We start from the raw sequence: 22,530 nt of genomic DNA, 5'->3' as shown, positions 1-22,530 counted from the left end.
GCCTGCCGCCCCCGCCCGGCCGGACGCCGCCGCGGCGACGCTCCCGTTCGTGCTGACGGCCGACACCCCGGGCGCCCCGGTGGCCGACGCCCTGCCCGAGGTCCGCGACCTGGTCCGTCGTCACCTGCGCACGCACGGCGCGGTCCTGCTGCGCGGCTTCGACCTGGGCGGGGTGGCCGGCTTCGAGCAGGCGGTCCGCACGCTGGCCGGCGAACCGCTGGCCTACGCCGAGCGCTCCTCGCCGCGCAGCACCATCAGCGGGCGGGTCTACACCTCCACCGACTACCCGGCCGACGAGGAGATCTTCCTGCACAACGAGAACTCCTACCAGGCCAGTTGGCCGCTCACGCTGTTCTTCGCCTGCGTCCGCCCGCCGGCCACCCTGGGGGCCACGCCGCTGGCCGACACCCGCCGGGTGCTGGCCGCGATCGACCCGGCGGTCCGTGCGGAGTTCGAGGCCCGCGGCTGGCTGGTGGTGCGCAACTTCACCGAGGGCTTCGGCGTGCCGTGGCAGCAGGCGTTCACCACCGAGGACCGGGCGGAGGTGGCCCGCTACTGCGCGCGCAACGGAGTGGAGATCGAGTGGCGCGGTGCGGACGGGCTGCGCACCCGGGCCCGCCGCCGGGCCGTGCACCGCCACCCGGCCACCGGGGAGGCGGTCTGGTTCAACCACCTGACCTTCTTCCACGTCACCACGCTCGCGCCGGAGATCTGTGCGGGCCTGCGCGAGGTGTACGACGAGGCCGACCTGCCGACCAACACCTACTACGGCGACGGCGCGCCGATCCCGGACGAGGTGGTCGCCCACCTGCGCGACTGCTACCGCGCCGAGCAGCGCCGGTTCGACTGGCAGCAGGACGACCTGCTGCTGGTGGACAACATGCTGGCCGCGCACGCCCGCGAGCCCTTCACCGGTCCGCGCAGGATCGCCGTGGCGATGGCCGAGGCCCACACGGACCAGTCCGACTCCGCATCCAGGGAGACCACCGATGGAGACCGCTGACCTCGGCTACCCGCTCTCCTTCGCCCAGGAACAGCTCTGGTTCCTGGACGAGTTGCGCGGCGGGGCCAGTACCGAGTACCTGCTGCACGAGGCGTTCCGGCTGCGCGGCCCACTGGACCGCGACGCGCTGACCGCCGCGCTCACCCGGATCGCCGAGCGGCACGAGGTGCTGCGCACCCGCTACGGCACGGCGGACGGCGCCGGGGTCCAGTTCGTCGACGACCCGGCACCGGTGGTGCCCGCCGCGGTGGACCTCGGCCCGCTCCCGGCCGACGAGCGGGAACGGCGGCTGCGCGAGCTCGCCGCCGCCGAGCCGGCCACCCCGATCGACCTGCGCACCCAGGCGCCGTGGCGGCTGGTACTGGTCCAACTGGGGCCGGACGACGTGGTCCTGCTGGTCACCGTCCACCACATCGCCTTCGACAACTGGTCCTGGTCCGTGCTGACCGGCGAACTCCAGGCGCTGTACGCCGCGTTCAGCTCGGGCGCGGCGGACCCGCTGGAGGAGCTGCCGGTGCAGTACGCGGACTTCGCCGGGTGGGAACGGGACAACTGGACGGCCCGCGAGCAGCTGATGCTCCGTCAGCAGGACTACTGGCAGCGGCGGCTGGCCGGCCTGGCGACCCTGGAGCTGCCCACCGACCACCGCCGGCCACCGGTGTGGGAACCGGCCGGCGACTCGGTCCGCTTCACCGTGCCGGCCGAGCTGGCCACCCGGCTGGCCGAGCTCGGGCGGACCGTGGGAGCGACCCCGTTCATGGTCCACCTGGCCGCCTTCCAGCTGCTGCTCGGGCGCTACGCCGACCGCACCGACGTGGCCGTCGGCGTCTCGGTGGCCCGCCGTGACCAGCCGGGGCTCGAGCAGCTGATCGGCATGTTCCTCAACACCGTGGTACTGCGCACCGACCTGGCCGGCGGGCCCGGCTTCACCGAACTGCTGGCCCGGGTGCGGGAGGCCACCCTGGCCGCGCACGAGAACCTGGACATCCCCTTCGAGCGGGTGGTCGCGGACCTGGCACCCGAGCGCGACCCGTCCCGCAACCCGCTCTTCCAAGTCGGCTTCGGGCTGCACCGGGCGCAGCGGCAGCCCTTCGCGCTGCCCGGTCTGGACGTCGAACCGTGCGAGAGCGCGGCCGCCGCCTCGGCCTTCGACCTCGCGCTGTACCTGGCCGAGCAGCCGGACGGCTCGCTGGCAGGCCGGTTCCTCTACCCGACGGCCCTGTTCGAGCGGGCCCGGATCGAGCGGATGGCCGACCACCTGCTGCGGCTGCTGACGGCCGTGGCGGAGGACCCCGCGCGGCCGGTGCGGCTGCTGGACCTGCTCACCGAGGGCGAGCTCGGCCAACTCGCCGACTGGAACCGGACCGAGGCCGGGGCGCCGGGTCAGTCGCTGTTCGATCTGTTCCTCGCCCAGGTCGGGGCCACCCCGCGCGCGGTGGCCGTGGTGGACGGCGCCGAGCGGCTGGACTACGCCGAACTGGCCCAGCGGGTCGCCGACCTGGCCGCGCTGCTGCGTTCGCGCGGGATCGGGCGCGGCACCCCCGTCGGCGTGGCCATGCGGCGCGGAGCCGACCTGGTGACGGCCCTGCTCGCGGTGCTGGCGGCCGGCGGGGTGTACGTCCCGCTGCCGTCGGAGCACCCGACCGAGCGGCTGGCCTTCCAACTCGCCGACGCCGGAGTGGAACTGGTCCTCACCCAGCAGGACCTGCTCGACCGGCTCCCGGCCAACCCCGCGCCGCTGACCGTGGAGGCCGCCCGGCAGGAGATCGACGGGTCGTCCGCGGCCGCGCTCACCACGGTGCACGTGGACGATGACGACGCGGCCTACGTGATGTACACCTCCGGCTCGACCGGGCGGCCCAAGGGCGTGGTGGTCACCCACGGCGGGCTGCGCAACCGGGCGCTCTGGTCGGTGGACCAGTACGGTCTCGGCCCGGGCGAGCGGGTGCTGCAGAAGACCGTGATCGGCTTCGACGCCTCGATGTGGGAGTTCCTGTCACCGCTGCTCAGCGGCGCCGCCGTGGTGTGCGCCCCGGAGGAGGCGCACCGCGATCCGGCGGTGATGCTGCGGGCCGTCGCCGAGCACCGGGTCACCGTGCTGCAACTGGTCCCGTCGGTGCTGCGGCTGTTGCTGGACGAGCCGGCGCTGGCCGACTGCACCTCGCTGCGCGCGGTCTGCGCGGCCGGTGAGCCGCTGCCCGCCGCGCTGTGCGCACGCCTCCGCTCCGTGCTGGACGTCGCCGTGGTCAACACCTACGGCCCCACCGAGTGCACCATCGACGCCACCGCCTGGCGCTACCAGGACGGCGGGGCGGGCGAGATCGTGCCGATCGGTCGTCCGTTGCCCGGCGTGCGCTGCTACGTGGTGGACGCGCAGGACCAGTTGGTGCCGGTCGGAGTCCCCGGCGAACTGCGGGTCGGGGGAGTCTGCCTGGCCCGCGGCTACCTCGGGCGCGGCGCGCTGACCGCCGACCGCTTCACCCCCGACCCGTTCGCGGTTCGGCCCGGTGAGCGCTGGTACCGCACCGGGGACCTGGTCCGGCGCCGCGCGGACGGCGTGCTGGAGTTCCTGGGGCGGGTCGACGAGCAGATCAAGCTGCGCGGCGTGCGGGTCGAGCCCGGCGAGATCGAGGCCGTCCTGGTCGCGCACCCCGCGGTGGCCGCCGCCGTGGTGACCGCGCACCGGCCGGCCGGTGGCGAGCTCGAACTGGTCGCCCACCTGGTGCCGGCCCAGGGCAGTGGGACGAGCGCCGAGGAACTGCGCGAGCACCTGGCGGCCCGGCTGCCGGAGGCGATGATCCCCTCGGTGCTGGTACCGCTGGACGCGCTGCCACTGACCCCCAACGGCAAGGTGGACCGCCGGCGGCTGCCGTCCCCGGAGCGCCGGGCCGAGCCGGAACTCGGACCGGCCGCCGCCCCGCGCACCCCGACCGAGCGGGCGGTGGCCGAGCTGATGGCCGAGGTGCTCGGCGTCGAGCGGGTCGGCGTCGAACAGGACTTCTTCCGGCTGGGCGGTCACTCGTTGCTGGCGATCCGGCTGACGCTGCGGTTGCGCCGGGCCTTCGAGATCAAGCTGACGGTGGGCGACCTGTTCACCACCCGCACGGTCGCCGCGCTGGCCGCCCGGGTGGACGGCGCGGTCGCCGACCGGGACGGCACCGCGCTGCATCCGGTGCCCCGAGGCGGCGAACTGCCGCTCTCCTACGGGCAGCAGCGGATGTGGTTCCTGGACCAGCTGGAGCCCGGCAGCGACGAGTACCTGATCCCACTGGCGCTGCGGTTGCGCGGTCCGCTGGACCTGGCGGCGCTGCGCGGCGCCCTGACCGCCACCGTGGCCAAGCACGAGGTGCTGCGCACCCGCTACCTGCCCGGTGCCGGTGACCCGCGTCAGGTGGTGGACCCGGCCGGCCCGGTCGCCCTGACCGTGCACGACGTGTCCGACCGGCCGGGGGCCGCCGACCGGGCCAGGGCCCTGGTCGACCAGGCCGGCGGGGTGCCCTTCGACCTGGCGCGCGAGTGCCCGCTGCGGGCGACCGTGGTCAAGATCGCACCCGAGGACCACCTGCTTCTCCTGACGCTCCATCACATTTCCTTCGACGCTTGGTCGATGGAGATCTACCTGCGCGACCTCGACCAGGCCTACCGGGCGCTGGTGGCGGGTGAGCCCGCTCCACTGACCGCCCCCGTGATCCAGTACGCCGACTTCGCGCACTGGCAGCGCGAGCGCCAGCCGGCCGATGAGACCCGTGAGCAACTGGACTACTGGTGCGACCGGTTGGCCGCCCTGGCGCCGGTCGAGCTGCCGACCGACCGGCCGCGCGCGGCGCTGCGCGACGCCCGCGGTGCCACGCTGAACGTGGGCCTGCCCCCGCAGCTCGCCCACGACCTGCGGGCGCTGGCCGACCGGCAGGGCGTGACCCTGTTCATGACCCTGCTGGCCGCCTTCCAGGTGCTGCTCGGCCGCTACACCTCCAGCGCGGACATCGCGGTGGGCACCCCGGTTGCCGGGCGGACCCGGCCGGAGACCGAGGAACTGGTCGGCTTCTTCACCAACACCCTGGTGCTCCGCACCGATCTGGCCGGCAACCCGGCCGTCGGTGAACTGCTGGACCGGGTCCGGGAGACCTGCCTCGCCGCCTTCGCCCGCCAGGACGTGCCGTTCGAGCAGTTGGTCGACGCCCTGTTGCCGGACCGCGACCTGTCCCGGAACCCGCTCTTCCAGGTGATGTTCGAGCTCCAGCACCTCGCCGACCTGCCGACCGCGCTCGGCGAGGCGGCCGTCGAACTGGTCGAGGCCGGCCCGGCCGTGGCCAAGTTCGACCTCACCCTGACCGTCGCCCAGCTGGCCGACGGCCGGCTGGAGTGCTGCTTCGAGTACGCCACGGCGCTGTTCGACCGCGCGACCGTGGAACGGATGGCCGGGCACTACCTGACGCTGCTGGCCGCCTGCACGGGCGACCCCGGCGCCCGGATCGCGGAACTCGCCATGCTGACCGAGCCGGAGCGCCGGGTGCTGCTGGCTCCCGGGCCCGACCACGCGGCCGACCGGCTCGATCCGGCGGCCGAGCACCACGTGACCGTCCCACGGCTGTTCGAGCGGCAGGCCGCCCGGACACCCCGGGCGGTGGCGCTGGTCTGCGGTGCGGAGCAGCTCGACTACGCCGAACTGGGGTCCAGGGTCGACCGGTTCGCGCACCGGTTGCGCGCCCTGGGCGTGGGTCCCGAGACGGTGGTCGCGAGCTGCCTGGAGCGCGGCACGGCGGCCGTGGTGGTGCTGCTGGCCGTGCTCAAGGCCGGCGGGGTGTACGTCCCGTTCGACCCGCGGCACCCGGCCGAGCGGCTGGCCTTCATGATCGACGACGCGCGGGCCGAACTGGTGGTCACCAGCTCCGAGTTCGCCGACCGGTTCGGTGACCGGTTCGGTGACCGACGAGTGCTGGTCGCGGACACCGACACCGACACCGACACCGCGCCGGTGTCGGCCGTGCCGCGGCCGGCGGCGGCCCTGCCGGACAACCTCGCCTACGTCATCTACACCTCCGGCTCCACCGGTCGGCCCAAAGGCGTGATGATCAGTCACCGCTCCTACGCCCACCACTGCCGGGTGATCGCCGACGCCTACGGGATCGCCCCGGGCGAGCGGGTGGTGCTGCTCTCCGCGCTCACCTTCGACGTGGCGATGGACCAGATCGCGGCCACCCTGACGGCCGGCGCCACCGTGGTGGTCGGCGACCCGGTCTTTTGGACGCCGGCCGAGCTGCCGGCCCGGCTGTCCGAGCACCGGGTGACGATCATGGAGATCACCCCGTCCTACTACCGGGCGATGCTGGAGGCGCCGGCCGTGGGCGAGCTGACCTCGCTCAAGCTGGTGAACGTCGGCAGCGACGTGGTCACCGCGGCCGACGCCCGGCGCTGGTCGGCGCTCGGCCTGCCCGGTCGCTTCCTGTGCAACTACGGGCCCACCGAGGCCACCGTGACCTGCCTGCTGCACCCGGTGGACGGCGCGTCCACCGACCAGGCGCCGACGGCCACCATGCCGCTGGGTCGACCGGTGGCGGGCACCCGGGCGTACGTGCTGGACGCCGACCTGCGGCCGGTCCCGGCCGGGGTGCCGGGCCAGCTCTGCCTGGGCGGCACCCGGCTGGCCCGCGGCTACCACCGCAGGCCCGGGCTGACCGCCGAGCGCTTCGTGCCCGACCCCTTCGGCGCGGAGCCGGGCGGCCGGCTCTACCTGACCGGCGACCTGGTGCGCCGGCGGGCCGACGGCGTGCTGGAGTTCCTCGGGCGGCTGGACCAGCAGGTCAAGCTGCGCGGGCTGCGGATCGAGCTGGGCGAGATCGAGGCCGCGCTGCTGCGCCACCCCGACGTGCAGGAGGCGGCCGTGCTGGCGCACCGCACGGCCCCCGGCGAGAGCCTGCTGGCCGGCTACCTGGTGGCCCGGCCGCACCACCCGGCACCGGGGCTCGCGCAGCTGCGGGCGCACCTGCGCGATCTGCTGCCGGAGTACATGATCCCCGCGCAGTGGGCGGTGCTGGACACCCTCCCGCTGACCCCGAGCGGCAAGGTGGACCGCAGGGCACTACCGGCCCTGGCCCAGCCGGCCGAGCGGCGGCAGCACCTGGCGCCGCGCGACCCGGTCGAGGAGGCGGTGGCCGGCTTCTGGTGCGAGGTGCTCGGGGTCGACCGGGTCGGCGTGCTGGACGACTTCTTCGCCCTGGGCGGCCACTCGCTGCTGGCCACCCGGGTGCTGGCCCGAATCCGGGGGGCCTTCGGGATCGACCTCCCGCTGCGCCTGCTGTTCGAGGCGACCACCGTGGCGGAGCTCGCCGACGCGGTGTCCACCGAGGTCGCGGCCGAGGTGGCCCGGCTGACCGATGACGAGGTCGAGGCCCTCCTCGCCCAGAAGGGGGTCCGGTGATGACCGAGACCGTTGACCGCGCCGCCCTGCGCCAGGAGCTGCTGCGCCGGCGGCTGAGCGGGGCGGTGCCCGCCGCCCCGCGCGAGGACGGCGTCCGCCGGGCGCCGCGCGGCGGCCCGCTGCCGCTCTCCTTCGCCCAGCGCCGGCTGTGGATCCTCGACCAACTGCAGCCCGGCGGCACCGAGTACCTGATGACCGCCGCGCTGCGACTGACCGGCGAGCTGGACCGCGCGGCGCTGCGCACCGCGCTGGACGCCCTGGTGGCCCGGCACGAGGTACTGCGCACCCGCTACCCGGTGGTGGCCGGCGAGCCGGTGCAGCTGATCGAGGAGCCCGCTCCGGTGCCGCTGGTCGAGCTCGACCTGAGCGGACCGGACCGGGCGGGTGCCGAGGCCCGGCTGGCCGCGCTGGCCACCTGGGACCGCACGCCGGTCGACCTGGCCCGGGGCCCGGTCTGTTCGGCCACCCTGGTCAGGCTGGCCGACCGGGAGCACGCGCTGCTGCTGACGGTGCACCACATCGCCTCCGACGGCTGGTCCGAGCAGCTCCTGCTGCGTCAGCTGACGCGCAGTTACGAGGACGCGGTGGCCGGCCGCCCGGCGGCGGTGCCCGAGACCGGACCGCAGTACGCGGACTACGCGCTCTGGCAGCGCGAGCGGCTCGCCGGTGAGCTGCTGGAGAACCAGCTGGGGTACTGGCAGCAGCGCCTGGCGGGCCTGGCCCCGCTGGAGCTGCCCACCGACCGGCCACGGCCGACCGTGCGCGACACGGCCGGCGACCAGGTGCCGCTGACCGTGCCGGCCGCCGTGGCCCGGCGGCTGGCCGAGCTGGCCCGCGCCCAGGGCGCCACCTCGTTCATGGCGCTGCTCGCCGCACACACGGTGCTGCTCGGGCGGTGGAGCGGGCAGCGCGACATCGCGGTCGGCACCCCGGTGGCCGGTCGGGACCGACCCGAGGCGCAGGAGCTGGTCGGCCTCTTCCTCAACACGCTGGTGCTGCGCACCGACCTGTCCGGGGCGCCGTCCTTCGCCGAGGTGATCCGCCGGGTGCGGGAGGGCGCGCTGGAGGCCTACGCCCACCAGGACCTGCCGTTCGAACAGCTGGTGGACGCCCTGGTGCCGGAACGCGATCCCTCCCGCAACCCGCTCTTCGCCACCATGGTGCTCTGGGAGGACGGCTCGGCCGGCGACGCTCCGCGAGCCGCCGGTGGCCTGCTGGTCGAACCGCTGCCGGTGGGCGAGGGCTCGGCCAAGGTCGAGCTGACCGTGGGGGTGGCCGAGCAGCCCGACGGCTCGCTGGCCGGCGGGGTGACCTATGCCTCGGCGCTCTTCGACCGGAGCACCGCCGAGCGGTTCGCCGCCCAGCTGGTGCGGCTGCTGGAGAGTGCCGTCGAAGCCCCCGAGCTGCCGATCGACGAGCTCGAGATCCTCCCCGAGCGTGAGCTGGACCTGGTGCTGAGCGAGTGGAACGACACCGCTCGGCCGTACCCCACCGGCACCCTGGCGAGTCTGTTCGAGGCCCAGGCGGCCCGCACCCCGGACGCGGTCGCCGCGGTCTTCGAGGGCGCCGTGCTGAGCTACGCCGAACTGGACGCCCGGGCCGAGCACCTCGCCCGGCGGCTGCGCGCCCGCGGCGTCGGGCCCGAGTCGGTGGTCGGGGTCTGCCTGCACCGCGGCCCGGACCTGGTGGTCGCCCTGCTCGGCGTGGTCAAGGCGGGCGGCGCCTACCTGCCACTGGACCCGGAGTACCCGGCGCGGCGGCTGGCGTTGATGCTGGCGGACTCCGGCGCCCGCCTCGTCATCACCGACGCCGAGCTCGCGCCGCCGCTGGCCGGCCAGGCCGCCGAGCCGGTGCTGCTCGGCGGGACGGAGGACCCGCCGCCGCGGGCCACCGCACCGGCGGCCGGCCCGGACCACCCGGCGTACCTGATCTACACCTCGGGCTCCACCGGCACCCCCAAGGGGGTGCTGGTCGAGCACCGGGCGATCGTCAACCGGCTGCACTGGATGCAGCAGGCCTACGGTCTGACGGCCGAGGACCGGGTGCTGCAGAAGACGCCGTACAGCTTCGACGTCTCGGCCTGGGAGTTCTTCTGGCCGCTGACCACCGGCGCCGCGCTGGTCCTGCTGCGTCCCGGCGGGCACCGCGACCCGGCCGAGATCGCCCGGGTGATCGCCGCCGAACGGGTCAGCACGGTGCACTTCGTGCCGTCGATGCTGCGCGCCTTCCTGGCCCACCCGCTGCCCGTGCTGCCGTCGCTGCGCCGGATGCTCTGCAGCGGCGAGGCGCTGACGGCGGACCTGGTGGAACAGGTGCACGCGCGGCTCGACTGCGACCTGCACAACCTGTACGGGCCCACCGAGGCCGCGGTGGACGTCACCGCGATCCGCTGCGAGCCGGGCCGACCGGTCACCATCGGCCGTCCGATCGCCAACACCCGCACCTACCTGGTGGACCGCGAGCTGCGCCCGGTCCCGGTCGGGGTGCCCGGCGAACTGCTGCTGGGCGGCGTCCAGCTGGCCCGCGGCTACCTGAACCGGCCGGGCCTGACCGCGGACCGGTTCGTCCCGTCCCCGTTCGCCGCCGGACCCGGTGGTGACCGGCTCTACCGCACCGGCGACCTGGCCCGCTGGCGGCCGGACGGCACCATCGAGTACCTGGGCCGGCTCGACCACCAGGTGAAGATCCGCGGCCAGCGGGTCGAACTGGGCGAGATCGAGGCGGCGTTGATCGAGGTGCCCGGCGTCGCGGCGGCCGCGGTCACCGTGCACCGACAGCAGTTGGTCGCCCACCTGGCCCCCGCCACCGCCGACCCCGAGCGGGCCGGGGAGCAGCTGCGCCGCCGGCTGCCCGCCCACCTGGTCCCGGTGCACTGGACGCTGCTGGACGCGCTGCCGCTGACGCCCAGCGGCAAGGTGGACCGCCGGGCCCTGCCGGAGCCGGGGACCAGCCGGGCGGAGCTGGGCGGGGAGTACCTCGCTCCCCGCGACGCGCTGGAGCAGACCCTGGCGGAGGCCTTCGCCGAGGCGCTCGGCCTGGACAAGGTGGGCGTCCGGGACAGCTTCTTCCAGCTCGGCGGCGACTCGATGCGTGCCATCCGGGCGGTCGGCGCGCTGCGCGAGCAGGGTATCGAGCTGGCCGTGCACGACCTCTTCACCCGGCAGCGGGTCGCCGAGCTGGCCGCCCTGGTGCGTACCGCACCCGGCGCCCGCTCGGCGGAGGGCACACCGGTGGCCCCGTTCGCGCAGCTCACCGAGGAGGACCGGCGGCGGCTGCCGGCCGGCCTGGTGGACGCCTACCCGATGGCGCAGACCCAGGCCGGGATGGTCTACGAGCTGCTGGCCGCCGCCGACAAGGCGGTCTACCACAACGTGTCCTGCTACCGGGTCCGCGACGAGCTCCCGTTCGAGCTCGCCACGTTGCGTGCCGCGGCCCGGCTGCTGACCCGCCGCCACGAGATCCTGCGCACCTCCTTCGACCTGTCCGGGTTCACCGAGACGCTGCAGCTGGTGCACGCCGAGGCCGAGCTCCCGGTCGGTCTGGACGACCTGCGCGCCCTGCCCGAGGCCGACCGGGAGGCCGTGCTGGACGGGTTCCTGCTGGCCGAACGGCGTCGGCGGTTCGACCTGGCGCGCCCCCCGCTGCTGCGCTACCACGTCCATCTGATCAGCGATCAGGAGTGGCTGCTGACCCACACCGAGTGCCACGCGATCCTGGACGGCTGGAGCCACACCTCGGCCGTGGCCGAGCTGCTCGCGCTGTACCGCACGCTCCGGCGGGGCCACACCCCGCAGCTCCCGCCGCCGCCCCCGGCGCGCTTCGCGGACTTCGTCGCGCTGGAGCGCAGGGCGCTCGACTCGCCCGCGGACCGCGCGTTCTGGGCCGGAACGATCACCGGGCGGGAGCGGTTCGAACTGCCCGTCGGGTGGGCCGGCGAGGCCGCGGACGAGAAGGCCGTCATCCTCGACGTGCCGTACCAGGACCTGCTGCCGGGCCTGCGCCGGCTCGCCGCGGCGGCCGGCGGTTCGCTCAAGAGCGTGCTGCACGCCGCCCACCTCAAGGCGCTGGGCGTGGTCACCGGCCGCCGGCGGTTCTTCGACGGGTTGGTCTGCAACGGCCGGCCGGAACTGGCCCGCGGCGACGAGGTGCTGGGGCTGTACCTGAACACCGTGCCGTTCCCGGCCGACCTGTCCGCACCGACCTGGCGTGCCCTGGTCGCCGAGGTCTTCGCCGGCGAGGCCGAGCTGTGGCCGCACCGCCGCTACCCGATGCCGGCCATGCAGCGCGAGTGGGGCGGTGCCGAGCCGCTGATCGAGGTGGCCTTCGGGTACCTGGACTTCCACGTGCTGGACTGGGAGTCCGGCGAGGTCGGCATGGTGGACGACTTCAGCCCGAGCGAACTGGCCCTGGAGGTGTGGACCTTCCCCGGGGTGCTGCGCCTGGGTGCCCGGCCCGAGCGGGTCGGACGCCGGCAGCTGGAACTGCTGGCCCGCTGCTACCGGCACGTGTTGGAGGCGATGGCGGCCGACCCGGACGGCGACGCGGCGGGGCTGACCCTGCCGCCGGCCGACCTGGCCGCCGCGGTGCGGGCCGGCAACGACTCCGCGCCGCCGCCGCCCGCGGACCTCCCGGTGCCGGACCTGGTGGCCGCCGCGGCCCGGGCCACGCCCGGTGCGGTGGCGCTGCGCTGCGGCGAGCGGACGGTCGGCTACGCCGAGCTGGACGCGCGCGCCAACCGGCTCGCCCACCGGCTGCGCTCGCTGGGCGTCGGGGCGGACCGGGTGGTCGGTCTGCACCTGCCGCGCACCCCGGAGCTGTTCGTGGCGCTGCTGGCCGTGCTGCGGGCCGGCGGGGCCTTCCTGCCGCTGGACCCGGCCTACCCGGCCGACCGGCTGCGCCACATGCTCGAGGACGCGCGGGCCGCGGTGGTGCTCAGCACGCCCGAGCTCGCCGACCGGCTCCCGGCGCACCTCGCCGGGCACGTCGAGGTGCTGGACGAGCCGGCCTACCGCGCGCTGCCCGAACGGGCGCCGACGGTCCCGATCCATCCGGACCAGCTGGCCTACGTGATCTACACCTCCGGCTCCACCGGTCTGCCCAAGGGCGTCGGCGTCCCGCACCGCGGCGCGCTGAACCTGCGTCAGGCACAGCTGGCCCCGCTGCGGGTGGCGCCCGGCGACCGGGTGCTCCAGTTCGCCTCGCCCAGCTTCGACGCCTCGGTGTGGGAGGTGCTGATGGCGCTCGGCAACGGGGCCGAGCTGGTGCTGCCGCCCCCGGACACCGATCCGGGCGACCTGCGCCGGCAGGCTCCACTGGTCACCCACATGACCCTGCCGCCCTCGCTGCTGGAGCGGTTGGACCCGGCCGACTTCCCGCAGCTGAGGGTGCTCGTCTCGGCCGGTGAGGCATGCCCCGCCGAGCAGGCCGCGCGCTGGGCCCGGCACACCGCGTTCATCAACGCCTACGGGCCGACCGAGACCTCGGTCTGCGCCACCGTCGCCCCGGTGGCGGCGGGCGACGGGACCCGCGCACCGTCGATCGGCCGGCCGATCGCGGGCGTGCGCTGCTACGTCCTGGGCAGGGACCAGCGGCCGCTGCCCGATGGCGTCGACGGCGAGCTGTACGTCGGCGGGGCCGGGGTGGCCCGGGGCTACCTGGGCCGCCCGGCGCTGACCGCCGAGCGGTTCGTCCCCGACCCCTACGGCCGGATCCCGGGCGCCCGGCTGTACCGGACCGGCGACCTGGTCCGCCGCGAGGCCGACGGCGCGTTGCGCTACCTGGGCCGGCTCGACCACCAGGTGAAGGTGCGCGGGCTGCGGGTCGAGCCGGGGGAGATCGAGCACCTGCTGCTCGGCCACCCGGCCGTGGCCGCCGCCGCGGTGACCGCGCACCGGGCCGGCACGGCGGCCGCCACCCTGGTGGCGTACGTCAAGGCGGTGCCGGGGCAGCAGGTCGGCGCGGCCGAGCTGCGGGCGCACCTGCGCGGCCGGATCCCGCAGGCGCTGATCCCCGGCCACTTCCTGACCGTCGATCAGTTCCCGCTCACCCCGGCGGGCAAGGTGGACCGGGCCGCGCTGCCGGTCCCGGACGGCGACCGGCCGCAGTTGGCCTCGGCCTACACCGCGCCCAGCGGGGAGCTGGAACGCGCCCTGGCCGAGGCCTGGGCCGAGGCACTGGAGGTGACCCGGGTCGGGGCCCAGGACGACTTCTTCGAGCTGGGCGGACACTCGCTGGCCATGATGCGGATCGTCGCCACGCTGCGCGCCCGGCACGGCATCGAGCTGCGGTTCGGCTCGTTCCTCGAGCACCGCACGGTGGCCGCGCTGGCGGCGAGCCTGACGGCGGTGGGTCCGGAGCACCGGTCCACGCTGCTCTGGCTGCGCCGGGAGGGCAGCCGCACCCCGCTGTTCTGCGTGCACCCGGGCGGCGGCAGCGCGCACTGGTACCTGCGGCTGGCCCCGCACCTGGCGGTGGACCGACCGGTCGCCGCGTTCGAGTGGCCGGGCCCGCACACCGCGCCGACCGCGCCCAGCGCGGAGGAGATGGCCGAGCGCTACCTCGCCGAACTGCGCGAGGCCCAGCCCAGCGGTCCGTACCTGCTGTTCAGCTGGTGCGGCGGCAGCGGCATCGCCACCGAGCTGGCGAACCGGTTGACGGCCGCGGGCGAGCAGGTGACCTTCCTGCTGCTCGACCCCGGGGTGGACATGCACCAGCGGGCCGAGTCCTGGCGCGAGCTGGGCAAGATCCGCCGACTGGAGCAGCTGGTGGCCGAGATCGCCGAGCAGGGCGCCGCGGCGGACACCCCGGACCGGCGGCGGGAGATCCTGGAACTGCTGGACCACCTGGTGGACGACGTGGACGAGGAGACCGGGATCACGCTGCCCGAGCGGGGCGTGGGCAGCGAGTGGCCGCGCGCGGCGCGGGTGTGGCGCGAGGTGATGGAGATGGACCTGGCCTACCGCCACCGCGCCTACCCGGGCCGGCTGCACCTGGTGGTCAGCGACGAACTGGCGCAGGGCGAGCACGAGGTGGCGTACGGTCAGGCCTTCGAGGAGTACCTGGACCGCTGGCGCGAACTGGCCACCGGGGGTGTCACGGTGCACCGGGTGCCCGGGGACCACTTCGGCGTGATGAAGCCGCCGCACGTGGCCACGCTGGCCGCGGTGGTGGAGGGGGTGATCTCCGGCGCGGACGGGACGTGAGGTGTGCCGGGCCCCGCCCACCCGTCGGTGTGCGACGGCGGGGTGCGGGGCGTGGTGAGGAAGGCGCGGCGCCACGCCCCCGCCCAGAAAGATGGGTGCCGCACCCCCATGTCCCGCTCTTCGCCCGCCGCCAGAATGGCTCCGCGGTCGGATCACCGGGCCGACCGCCGGAGCCATCACGAAAGGCACGCGGATGACGGACGGTGCGGGCACGGCGGCCACCCAGCTCATCGACCAGGACGCCGGGTTCCTGCCGGACATCGTCCGAGCGGCGCCGCGCCCCCGGGGCGTCCAGGACCGGACGGTGCTCACGGAGGACACCTCCTGGTGCCGGGGCAACCCCGAACGCGGCGGCGACCGGTCGTCCCAGGGCCGGTAGCCGTCCGGCTTCCCGTGGGGCTGACCGGCCCCGCACCCGTCCGTCGGGCACCGCTGTTCCGGGAGGATCCGGGTACCTGGCCGAGACCGTCCCGCTTCCGCCGCCGGGCGCGCCGGCTTCCTGACCGGCCGTCTTCCCCCGGTCGGTCGGGCGGTGCGAGCCGCTGGAGCGGCGGGGCCCGAGCACGTGCCGTCAGCGGCGCTCGGTACCAGGCCGGCACGGCTCGGGGAACTCCCGGTGGGCTCCCGCGACCGCTCCGCGCGCGAAGTCGCCGGATGGCGTGAGGACATGTCGACAACAAGGAGACTCTGATGGAGATATGCACCCTGGAGCGTCCGGGCCCGTTCCTGGCGGATCCGCTCGGCGTGCCCAGGCGGGTCAGCGTGGTCGCCCTCGATCCACTGCTGGAGGCGGGTGCGACCAGTGCGCTGCGCTGCTGCCCGGAGGTGGCGGTCGTGGTGCCCGGGGAGCAGGCGGACGTGACGGTCCTGATCGTGGACCGGGTGACCGACGAGGTGCTGGACGCGATCCGGCGCACCCGTGCCGCGGTGCACCGTCCTGACGTGGTGCTGGTGGCGACCGATCTGGCCGCGAGCGAGGTGTTGCACGCGATCGCGGCCGGGGCGCGGGGGCTGCTCCGGCGTCACGAGGCGAGCGCGACCAGCCTGGCGCACACGGTGCTGGCGGCGGCGGGGGGCGACTGCACGGTGCCGCCGGACCTGCTGGCGGACCTGCTGGAGCAGGGCATCGGCGAGTCGGGTGCGGCGCCGAACCGGCCCGGGCTGGCGGGGGCCGTGCTCAACGAGCGGGAGCGGGCGGTGCTGCGGTTGGTCGCCGACGGGTGTGACACCCACGAGATCGCCCGTGAGCTGTGCTACTCCACCCGGACGGTCACCAGCGTCCTGCACGATGTGACCCACCGCTTCCGCCTGCGCAACCGCGCGCACGCGGTGGCGTACGCGCTGCGGGCCGGGCTGCTGTGAGCACCGCGGCAGTGCTGGAGCCGCTGGTGGCGGACGCGGAGCGGCCGGTGTTGGGGGATGAGCGGTTGCGGGTGCGCGTCAGCGCGCGTGACGCGGCGGTGCGCGAGAGCCTGGCGGCCCGCCTGGCCCGCGCCGGGATCACGCTGGTGGGCGAGCACGTGCCCGGGGCGGGCACGGTCGTGCTGGCCGCGGCGGGCACGGTCGGCGAGGCGGTCGCCACCGCCCTGCCCGAGGCCCCCGCGGACGGACGGCGGATGGTGGTGGTAGCGGACGCCTTCACTCCCGGCGAGGTGCGGCACGCGGTGGGGCTGGGCGTGCGGGTGATGCTGTCCTCCAACCGGGCGAGCGCGTCGCAGCTGGCCGCCGCCGTGCGGTGCGCCGGTCACGGGGACGGCCGCGTGCCGTACGAGGTGCTGGTCCGTCTCCTCAACGGCCAGGCCGACAGCCGGCGGGCCGAGCCCCGACCCGGCCGGTGGCCGCTGACCGCCCGCCAGCTCGTGGTGCTCGCGCTGATGGCCGAGGGACACGGCAACCGCGCGATCGCCCAGAGCCTGTCCTGCTCCGAGCACACCGTCAAGAACCTGGTCCACGACATGATGGCCCGCCTCCAGGTCCGCAACCGCGCGCACGCGGTCGCCCGCGCCGTAACAGCCGGCCTGATCTGAACGCCCCCGCCCTCCCGCTTCGGCGTGCCACCGGGTGGTCCGTACGCACGGGCGGGGCGCCCGGCCTGATCCTGCGTCACGAACGGTCCGATCGCTCCAGCATCGCCCGCGCCGGCGGTCCGGGACCAGGGAGGAACACGCAGCAGGACCCGCAGCCCACGACTGCTGCCGCGTCCCTGGCGGCCCCGACCCGCCGGCCGGCACGCTTCGTCGAGACGCGCCGCCCGGTGGCCGGCCCGGCGCCGGCCCACCCGCGAGCAACCTGATTGGAGTGCCCCATGACCAGCCCTCCCCACCCGACGGAGGACCTGTCGGTCTTCCACCGGCTGGAGTCCGAAGTCCGGCTGTACTGCCGCAAGTTCCCCGTCCTGTTCGAACGGGCCAAGGGGGCCGAGCTGTACACCGGGGACGGGCGCCGGTTCATCGACTTCTTCTGCGGCGCCGGCACCCTCAACTACGGGCACAACCCCGAGCCCGTCAAGCGACGGATCACCGAGTACCTCGCGGCCGACGGCCTCATGCACGGCCTGGACATGCACACCGTGGCCAAGCGCGACTTCCTGTCCGCGCTCGACGAGGTCGTGCTGCGCCCGTGCGGGCTGGACCACAAGGTGCAGTTCTGCGGGCCGACCGGCACCGACGCGGTGGAGGCGGCCCTGAAGATCGCCCGCCGGGCGACCGGGCGCAGCGGTGTGATCGCCTTCACCGGCGGCTACCACGGCATGTCCAAGGGCTCGCTGGAGGTGACCGGCAGCCGGCGGGCCCGGCGGGCCGGCCAGGTCGGCGGCGCCGACGTCACCTTCGTCCCGTACGAGGACGGCCCGCTCGGCCCGTTCGACTCACTGGGACTGATCGAGCGTCTACTGGTGGACCGCTCCTCCGGGGTGTCCCTGCCGGCCGCGGTGATCCTCGAACCGGTCCAGATGGAGGGCGGCGTCTACCCCGCCTCCTTCGGCTGGCTGCGCGAACTGCGGGCCATGACCGAACGGCACGGCATCCTGCTGATCATGGACGAGATCCAGACCGGCTGCGGCCGCACCGGCACGTTCTTCGGCTTCGAACCCTCGGGCGTCGTCCCGGACCTGGTGACCGTCTCCAAGTCCATCAGCGGCTACGGGTTTCCGCTCTCGCTGGCCCTGATCCGCCGCGACCTCGACGTCTGGGAGCCCGGCGAGCACACCGGCACCTTCCGCGGCAACCAGCTCGCCTTCGTCGCCGCCACCGCCGCGCTGGGGCTGTGGCGGCAGGACGGCTTCCACGCCGCGCGTGCCGCCGCCGCCCAGCAGCTGGCCGGCTTCCGCGCCACGGCTCAGGCGGTCGACCCGGACATCGTGGTACGCGGTCGCGGCATGGCCCTGGGCGTCGACCTCGGCCGGGCGGGCGGCCCCGGGCGGGCCGAGCGGGTCCAGAAGTACGCCTTCGAACACGGGCTGGTGATCGAGCTGTGCGGGCGTGACGACGAGGTCGTCAAGGTCCTGCCGCCGCTGACGATCGACGCCGAGGTGCTGGAGCGCGGGCTCGGCATCCTGCACGACGCGCTCCTGGCGGGCTGAGGCGTGGCCACGACGACCGGAACCACCGACGGACTTCAGGAGGAGACGGTGGCCGACCCGACCCGCCGTGACCTGATCTCGATCGACGACCTCGACGACGAGGAGCTGCGGCGGATCGTGCGCCGCGGCGAGGAGTACGCCGCGGGCCGCCTCGACGGAGAGCTCCCGCTGGAGGAGGAGGTGATCGGTGTACTGTTCCGCAAGACCTCCACCCGTACCCGTACCGCCTTCTCGGCGGGAGCGCTGCGGCTCGGCGCCCGGCTGATCACCTACGGGCCCGGCGACCTCCAGGAGAACACCGGCGAGACGGTCGAGGACACCGCCGCGGTGCTCTCCGGGATGCTGGACGTCCTGGTGGCCCGCACCGCGGGGAGCGAGGCCGAACTGCGCGCCCTCGCCCGCCATCCGCGGATGGCCGTGGTCAACGCGATGAGCGCGGCCGAGCACCCGACCCAGGCGCTGGCCGATCTGACCACACTGGCCCGGCGGTTCGGCCGGATCGAGGGACTGCGGGTGCTCTACGTCGGTGAGGGCAACAACACCGCTGCCGCGCTCGCCCTCGCGCTCGCCCGCTTCGCCGGCACCGTGCTCAGCCTGCGCACCCCGCCCGGCTACGGCCTCGCCCCCGACATCCTGCAGCGGGCCCGGCTCAGCGCCGGGCGCACCGGAGCCCGGATCGAGGAGCGGCACGACCTGGTGGACCTGCCGCCCGTGGACGTGGTCTATACCACGCGCTGGCAGACCACCGGCACCGTGAAGCCGACCGCCGACTGGCGCGAGGTGTTCGCCCCCTTCCAGGTGGATGCGGCCCTCATGGCGCGCTGCCCGGGGGCGCTGTTCATGCACGACCTGCCCGCCCACCGCGGGGAGGAGGTCACCGCCGAGGTGCTCGACGGGCCCGCCAGCATCGCCTTCGAGCAGGCGGAGAACAAGTACCACAGCGCGCGTGCCGTCCTGGAGTGGGCCGCCGGGCGCCGCTAGCCCCGATTGGCCCCGACGCCGGTGACGCCGGCCCGTGCCACGTGGGGTGACGGTGGGTGCCGCCGGTTCCGGTGGTGGCCGTCCCGCGGTGCCGGGCGTGTGCGAGGGGCCGGTTGATCCGGGGGGATCAACCCCTTTCGAACCGTGCGCCGGCCGGCACCGAACCACCGTACGGGAGCGCCCGCGTCCGGGCGGGCGAACCCGCGCTCGCGGAATATGGGGGATCCGCCCCCATATTCCACCCGGCGTGGCGATGGCATCATCTTCGCCATGAACCCCGGGGAGCGCACCGACCACGATGACCCACCAGGACTCTGGTGGGTCAGGGGCCTGACCCTGGCGGATCGGCTGCACCCCGCCCCGACCCGCGACGCGGCGGGCGAGTTGACGGTACGTCGACTGCGGCACTGGCGCGCGGACTTCGCCGACGAGGCCGAGGGCCTGTTCGCGGCGCGCCTGGCCGAGGTGGGCCTGGACGAGGACGGGCTGCGGGCCCTGCTCGGCGAGGGTCCCGCCGCGCTGGCGGCACGGGTACCCGAGCCCGCGTGGGTCGCCACCGTCCGCGGAGCACTCGCCGCCGCACCCGTCACGGGCACTGCGCGGACGACGAGTTGGGACGAGGGCTTCGCCGTGATCCTCGAGCCGTTCACCGAGCTCGCCGCCGCGCGGCTGGCCGAGTCGGTCGGCGGCCTCGGCGCGCTGCGGACGTGCTTCACCGAGCAGCTCGGCGCCACCCTGGTCCGGCTGGCCCAGCGCACGCTGGTGCTCGAACTCAACGTCCGGCGAGTCACCGGGCGGCTGCACGGCGAGACCCCCGGGCAGCGGTTCGCCGACTACGTCCGGCACGCCGCCGGCCGACCGGCGCTCACCGCGCTGCTGACCGAGTACGCCGTGCTGGCCCGGCTGCTGGCGCAGGCGTGCGAGCACGCGGTCGAGGCGTGGGCCGAGTTGCTCACCCGGTTCCACGCCGACCGGAGCACGATCGTCGGCGAGCTGCTGGGCGGCTCGGACCCCGGCGGCCTGGTCGAGATCCGCCAGGACGCCGGTGACCGCCATCAGGGCGGGCGCGCGGTCGCCCTGCTGCGCTTCGAGTCGGGCGCCCGGCTCGCCTACAAGCCGAGGCCACTGGCCGTCCACCGACACTTCAACGAGGTGGTCCACTGGCTGAACTCCCGGCTGCCGGGCCTGGACCTGGCGACGCCGAAGGTGCTGGCGCGGCCCGGGTACGGCTGGGTGGAGTTCGCCAAGTGGACGCCGTGTGCCGACGCGGCGCAGGTGGAGCGCTTCTACCAGCGGCTGGGCGCGCTGCTCGCCCTGCTGCACCTGCTGGGCGGTACCGACATCCACTGCGAGAACCTGATAGCCGTCGCCGATCAGCCCGTGCTGGTCGACCTGGAGACGCTGTGTCACCCGTCCCTCGCGCCGTCCGTCCTGCTCGACAGCGACCCCGCGCTGCGCGCGCTCGACTCCTCCGTGCACCGGGTGGCCCTGCTGCCGTTCCTGACGGTCGGTGAGCACGGCGCGGTGGACCTCTCGGGCCTCGGGGGGGACAAGGACGCCGTGTTGCCCTCCGAGGTGGCGCAGTGGGCGGCTCCCGCGACCGACCGGATGCGGCTGGTCCGTGGCACACAGGTGTTCACGGGGGCCACCAACCGTCCCCGGCTCGACGGCACCGACGCCGAGCCGGACGATCACGCGGAGGCCCTGCTGGCCGGGTTCCGCGCCGGCTACGACGCGATCGTCGCGCACCGCCGCGAACTCGCCGGCCCGGACGGCCTGCTGGCCCGGCTCGCCGGCGACGGGACCCGGGTGGTGGTGCGGCCCACCGCTCGGTACGTCGCGCTGCTGGACGAGTCGACCCACCCCGACCTGCTGCGCGACGCGCTCGACCGCGACCGGCTGTTCGACGTGCTGTGGCGGGAGTCCGCGCACGACCCGGTCCGGTGGCCACTGGTCGTCCGCGAGGTGGCGCAGCTCTGGTCCGGCGACGTCCCGCTGTTCGAGAGCACGGCGGCGGCGCGGTCGCTCGGCGAGACCCTGGCCCCGCCGCTGCGGGAGAGTGGTCTCGACCGGGCCCGACGCAGGCTGGCCGCGATGGGCGGACCCGACCGGCAGCACCAGGAATGGATCGTCAGGGCCTCCCTCGCCCTCCGGCGCGGGACGGGTGCCGGCCGCGAGGCCGGCTGCTCCCCGGTGACCGCGGTCCCACCGGACCCGCAACGGCTGCTGGCCGCGGCGACCGGGCTGGCCGACCGGATCCTGGCGGCCGCCCACGACGACGGCCGCCGCGTCAACTGGCTCGGCCTGGTCGAGAACGAGAACGAGAACGGGCACTGGGCGATCACGTCGCTGGGGCCCGGCCTCGGTGACGGCTACTGCGGCATCGCCCTGTTCCTCGCCCGGCTCGCCGAGCTGACCGGGACCGAACGCTACGCCGAGGTGGCGCACCGGGCGGTCCGACCGCTGCCCGGCCTGCTGTCGCTTCTCACCGACCGGCCGGAGCACCTGGTCACCGTCGGCCACGGCGGCTTCGACGGACTCGGTGGCGTCGCGTACGCGCTGACGCACCTGGCCCGGCTGCTGGACGACGCGGAACTGGCCGGCTGGGCCGAGCACGCGGTGCGCCTCACCGCGACCGCGGCCGACCAGGCCGATGGGGACCTGCTCACCGGGGACGTGGACTGCCTGGTGGCGATGCTCGCCGTGCACCGGGCCACCGGGCTCGCGCAGGCATGGACGACCGCCGCCGGCTGCGCCGAGCGGCTGGCCGCACGGCCGGTCGGCGCGGCCGTACCCGGCGGACTCGTCACCGGGCCGGCCGGGTACGGCTGGGCGCTGCGGCGGTTCGCCGCGGCCGGCGGCGACCCGCACTACGAAGAGCTCGGCATGCGCCAGCTCCAGGCGTGTCTGGTCGACGGGTCCGCCACGGCGGTCGGCCGGCACGGCGGACTGCTGGGCACCGCACTGGCCCTGGCCGACGGCGGAAGCCCGGCCGGCCCGAGCTGCGACGGGTTCCCGGCACACGCACTCCACCTGCTCGCCGGAGGCGGGGCGCTCCCCGACCACAGCCTGCGGCACGGCGAGGCGGCGGCGGTCGAACTGTCGCTGACAGCAGCAGGAACGGACCACCGGGCCGGGCGGGCCGGCCACTTGCTGGCCGAGCTCGACCGTCACGGGCCGCGTTGCGGCACCCCGGGCGGCGTCAGCACCCCAGGCCTGCTCACCGGACTCGCCGGCATCGGCTACCAGTTGCTGCGGGTGGCCTTCCCGGCCCGCACCCCCTCGGTCCTGCTGCTGCGACCACTGACCGGTTGATGTGACGGCACAGTTGCCACATCGACCAGTT

The 22,530-nt window shown here is 75.0% G+C and carries 9 protein-coding genes; all 9 read left to right on the top strand.

What is annotated here, in order from left to right; genetic code table 11:
* The first annotated feature begins 52 nt into the window (after positions 1–52).
* The 9 genes from ACIGXM_RS33545 to lanM all read left to right on the top strand — a co-directional run bounded on the left by ACIGXM_RS33545 (position 53) and on the right by lanM (position 22,499).
* Positions 53–1,003 carry a TauD/TfdA family dioxygenase gene (locus ACIGXM_RS33545; protein ID WP_396567690.1) on the top strand — a complete coding sequence of 317 codons (951 nt, stop codon included), beginning with the start codon at positions 53–55 and terminating at the stop codon, positions 1,001–1,003.
* Positions 990–7,421, top strand: coding sequence for an amino acid adenylation domain-containing protein (locus ACIGXM_RS33540; protein WP_396567663.1), 6,432 nt, complete (start codon positions 990–992; stop codon positions 7,419–7,421). Before ACIGXM_RS33545 ends, ACIGXM_RS33540 begins: the two co-directional genes overlap by 14 nt.
* Positions 7,421–14,623: an amino acid adenylation domain-containing protein gene (locus tag ACIGXM_RS33535; protein ID WP_396567661.1), complete on the top strand. Its 7,203-nt coding sequence runs from the start codon at positions 7,421–7,423 to the stop codon at positions 14,621–14,623. Before ACIGXM_RS33540 ends, ACIGXM_RS33535 begins: the two co-directional genes overlap by 1 nt.
* Before the next feature lie 193 nt (positions 14,624–14,816).
* Entirely contained in the window at positions 14,817–15,002 is a 186-nt protein-coding gene (locus ACIGXM_RS33530; RefSeq protein WP_396567659.1) for a hypothetical protein, read from the top strand.
* A gap of 311 nt (positions 15,003–15,313) precedes the next feature.
* The gene (locus tag ACIGXM_RS33525; RefSeq protein ID WP_396567657.1) at positions 15,314–15,985 is read left to right on the top strand and encodes a response regulator transcription factor; all 672 of its coding nucleotides are present in this window, start codon (positions 15,314–15,316) and stop codon (positions 15,983–15,985) included.
* On the top strand, positions 15,982–16,650 hold the full coding sequence (locus ACIGXM_RS33520) for a LuxR C-terminal-related transcriptional regulator (RefSeq protein ID WP_396567655.1): 669 nt from the start codon (positions 15,982–15,984) through the stop codon (positions 16,648–16,650). Before ACIGXM_RS33525 ends, ACIGXM_RS33520 begins: the two co-directional genes overlap by 4 nt.
* 278 nt (positions 16,651–16,928) lie before the next feature.
* A complete protein-coding gene (locus tag ACIGXM_RS33515; protein WP_396567653.1) occupies positions 16,929–18,203 on the top strand; it encodes a diaminobutyrate--2-oxoglutarate transaminase in 1,275 nt (424 codons plus the stop codon).
* Between the two features lie 48 nt (positions 18,204–18,251).
* Positions 18,252–19,184 carry an ornithine carbamoyltransferase gene (locus tag ACIGXM_RS33510; RefSeq protein WP_396567651.1) on the top strand — a complete coding sequence of 311 codons (933 nt, stop codon included), beginning with the start codon at positions 18,252–18,254 and terminating at the stop codon, positions 19,182–19,184.
* Positions 19,185–19,454: 270 nt separating this feature from the next.
* Entirely contained in the window at positions 19,455–22,499 is a 3,045-nt protein-coding gene (gene lanM, locus ACIGXM_RS33505; RefSeq protein WP_396567649.1) for a type 2 lanthipeptide synthetase LanM, read from the top strand.
* The last annotated feature ends 31 nt before the right edge of the window (positions 22,500–22,530 follow it).

Source organism: Kitasatospora sp. NPDC052896, from assembly GCF_044547075.1.
Taxonomy (GTDB): Bacteria; Actinomycetota; Actinomycetes; order Streptomycetales; family Streptomycetaceae; genus Kitasatospora.
The sequence above is the reverse complement of the archived record's forward strand: the minus strand, read 5'-3'. Positions and strand labels throughout refer to the sequence as shown.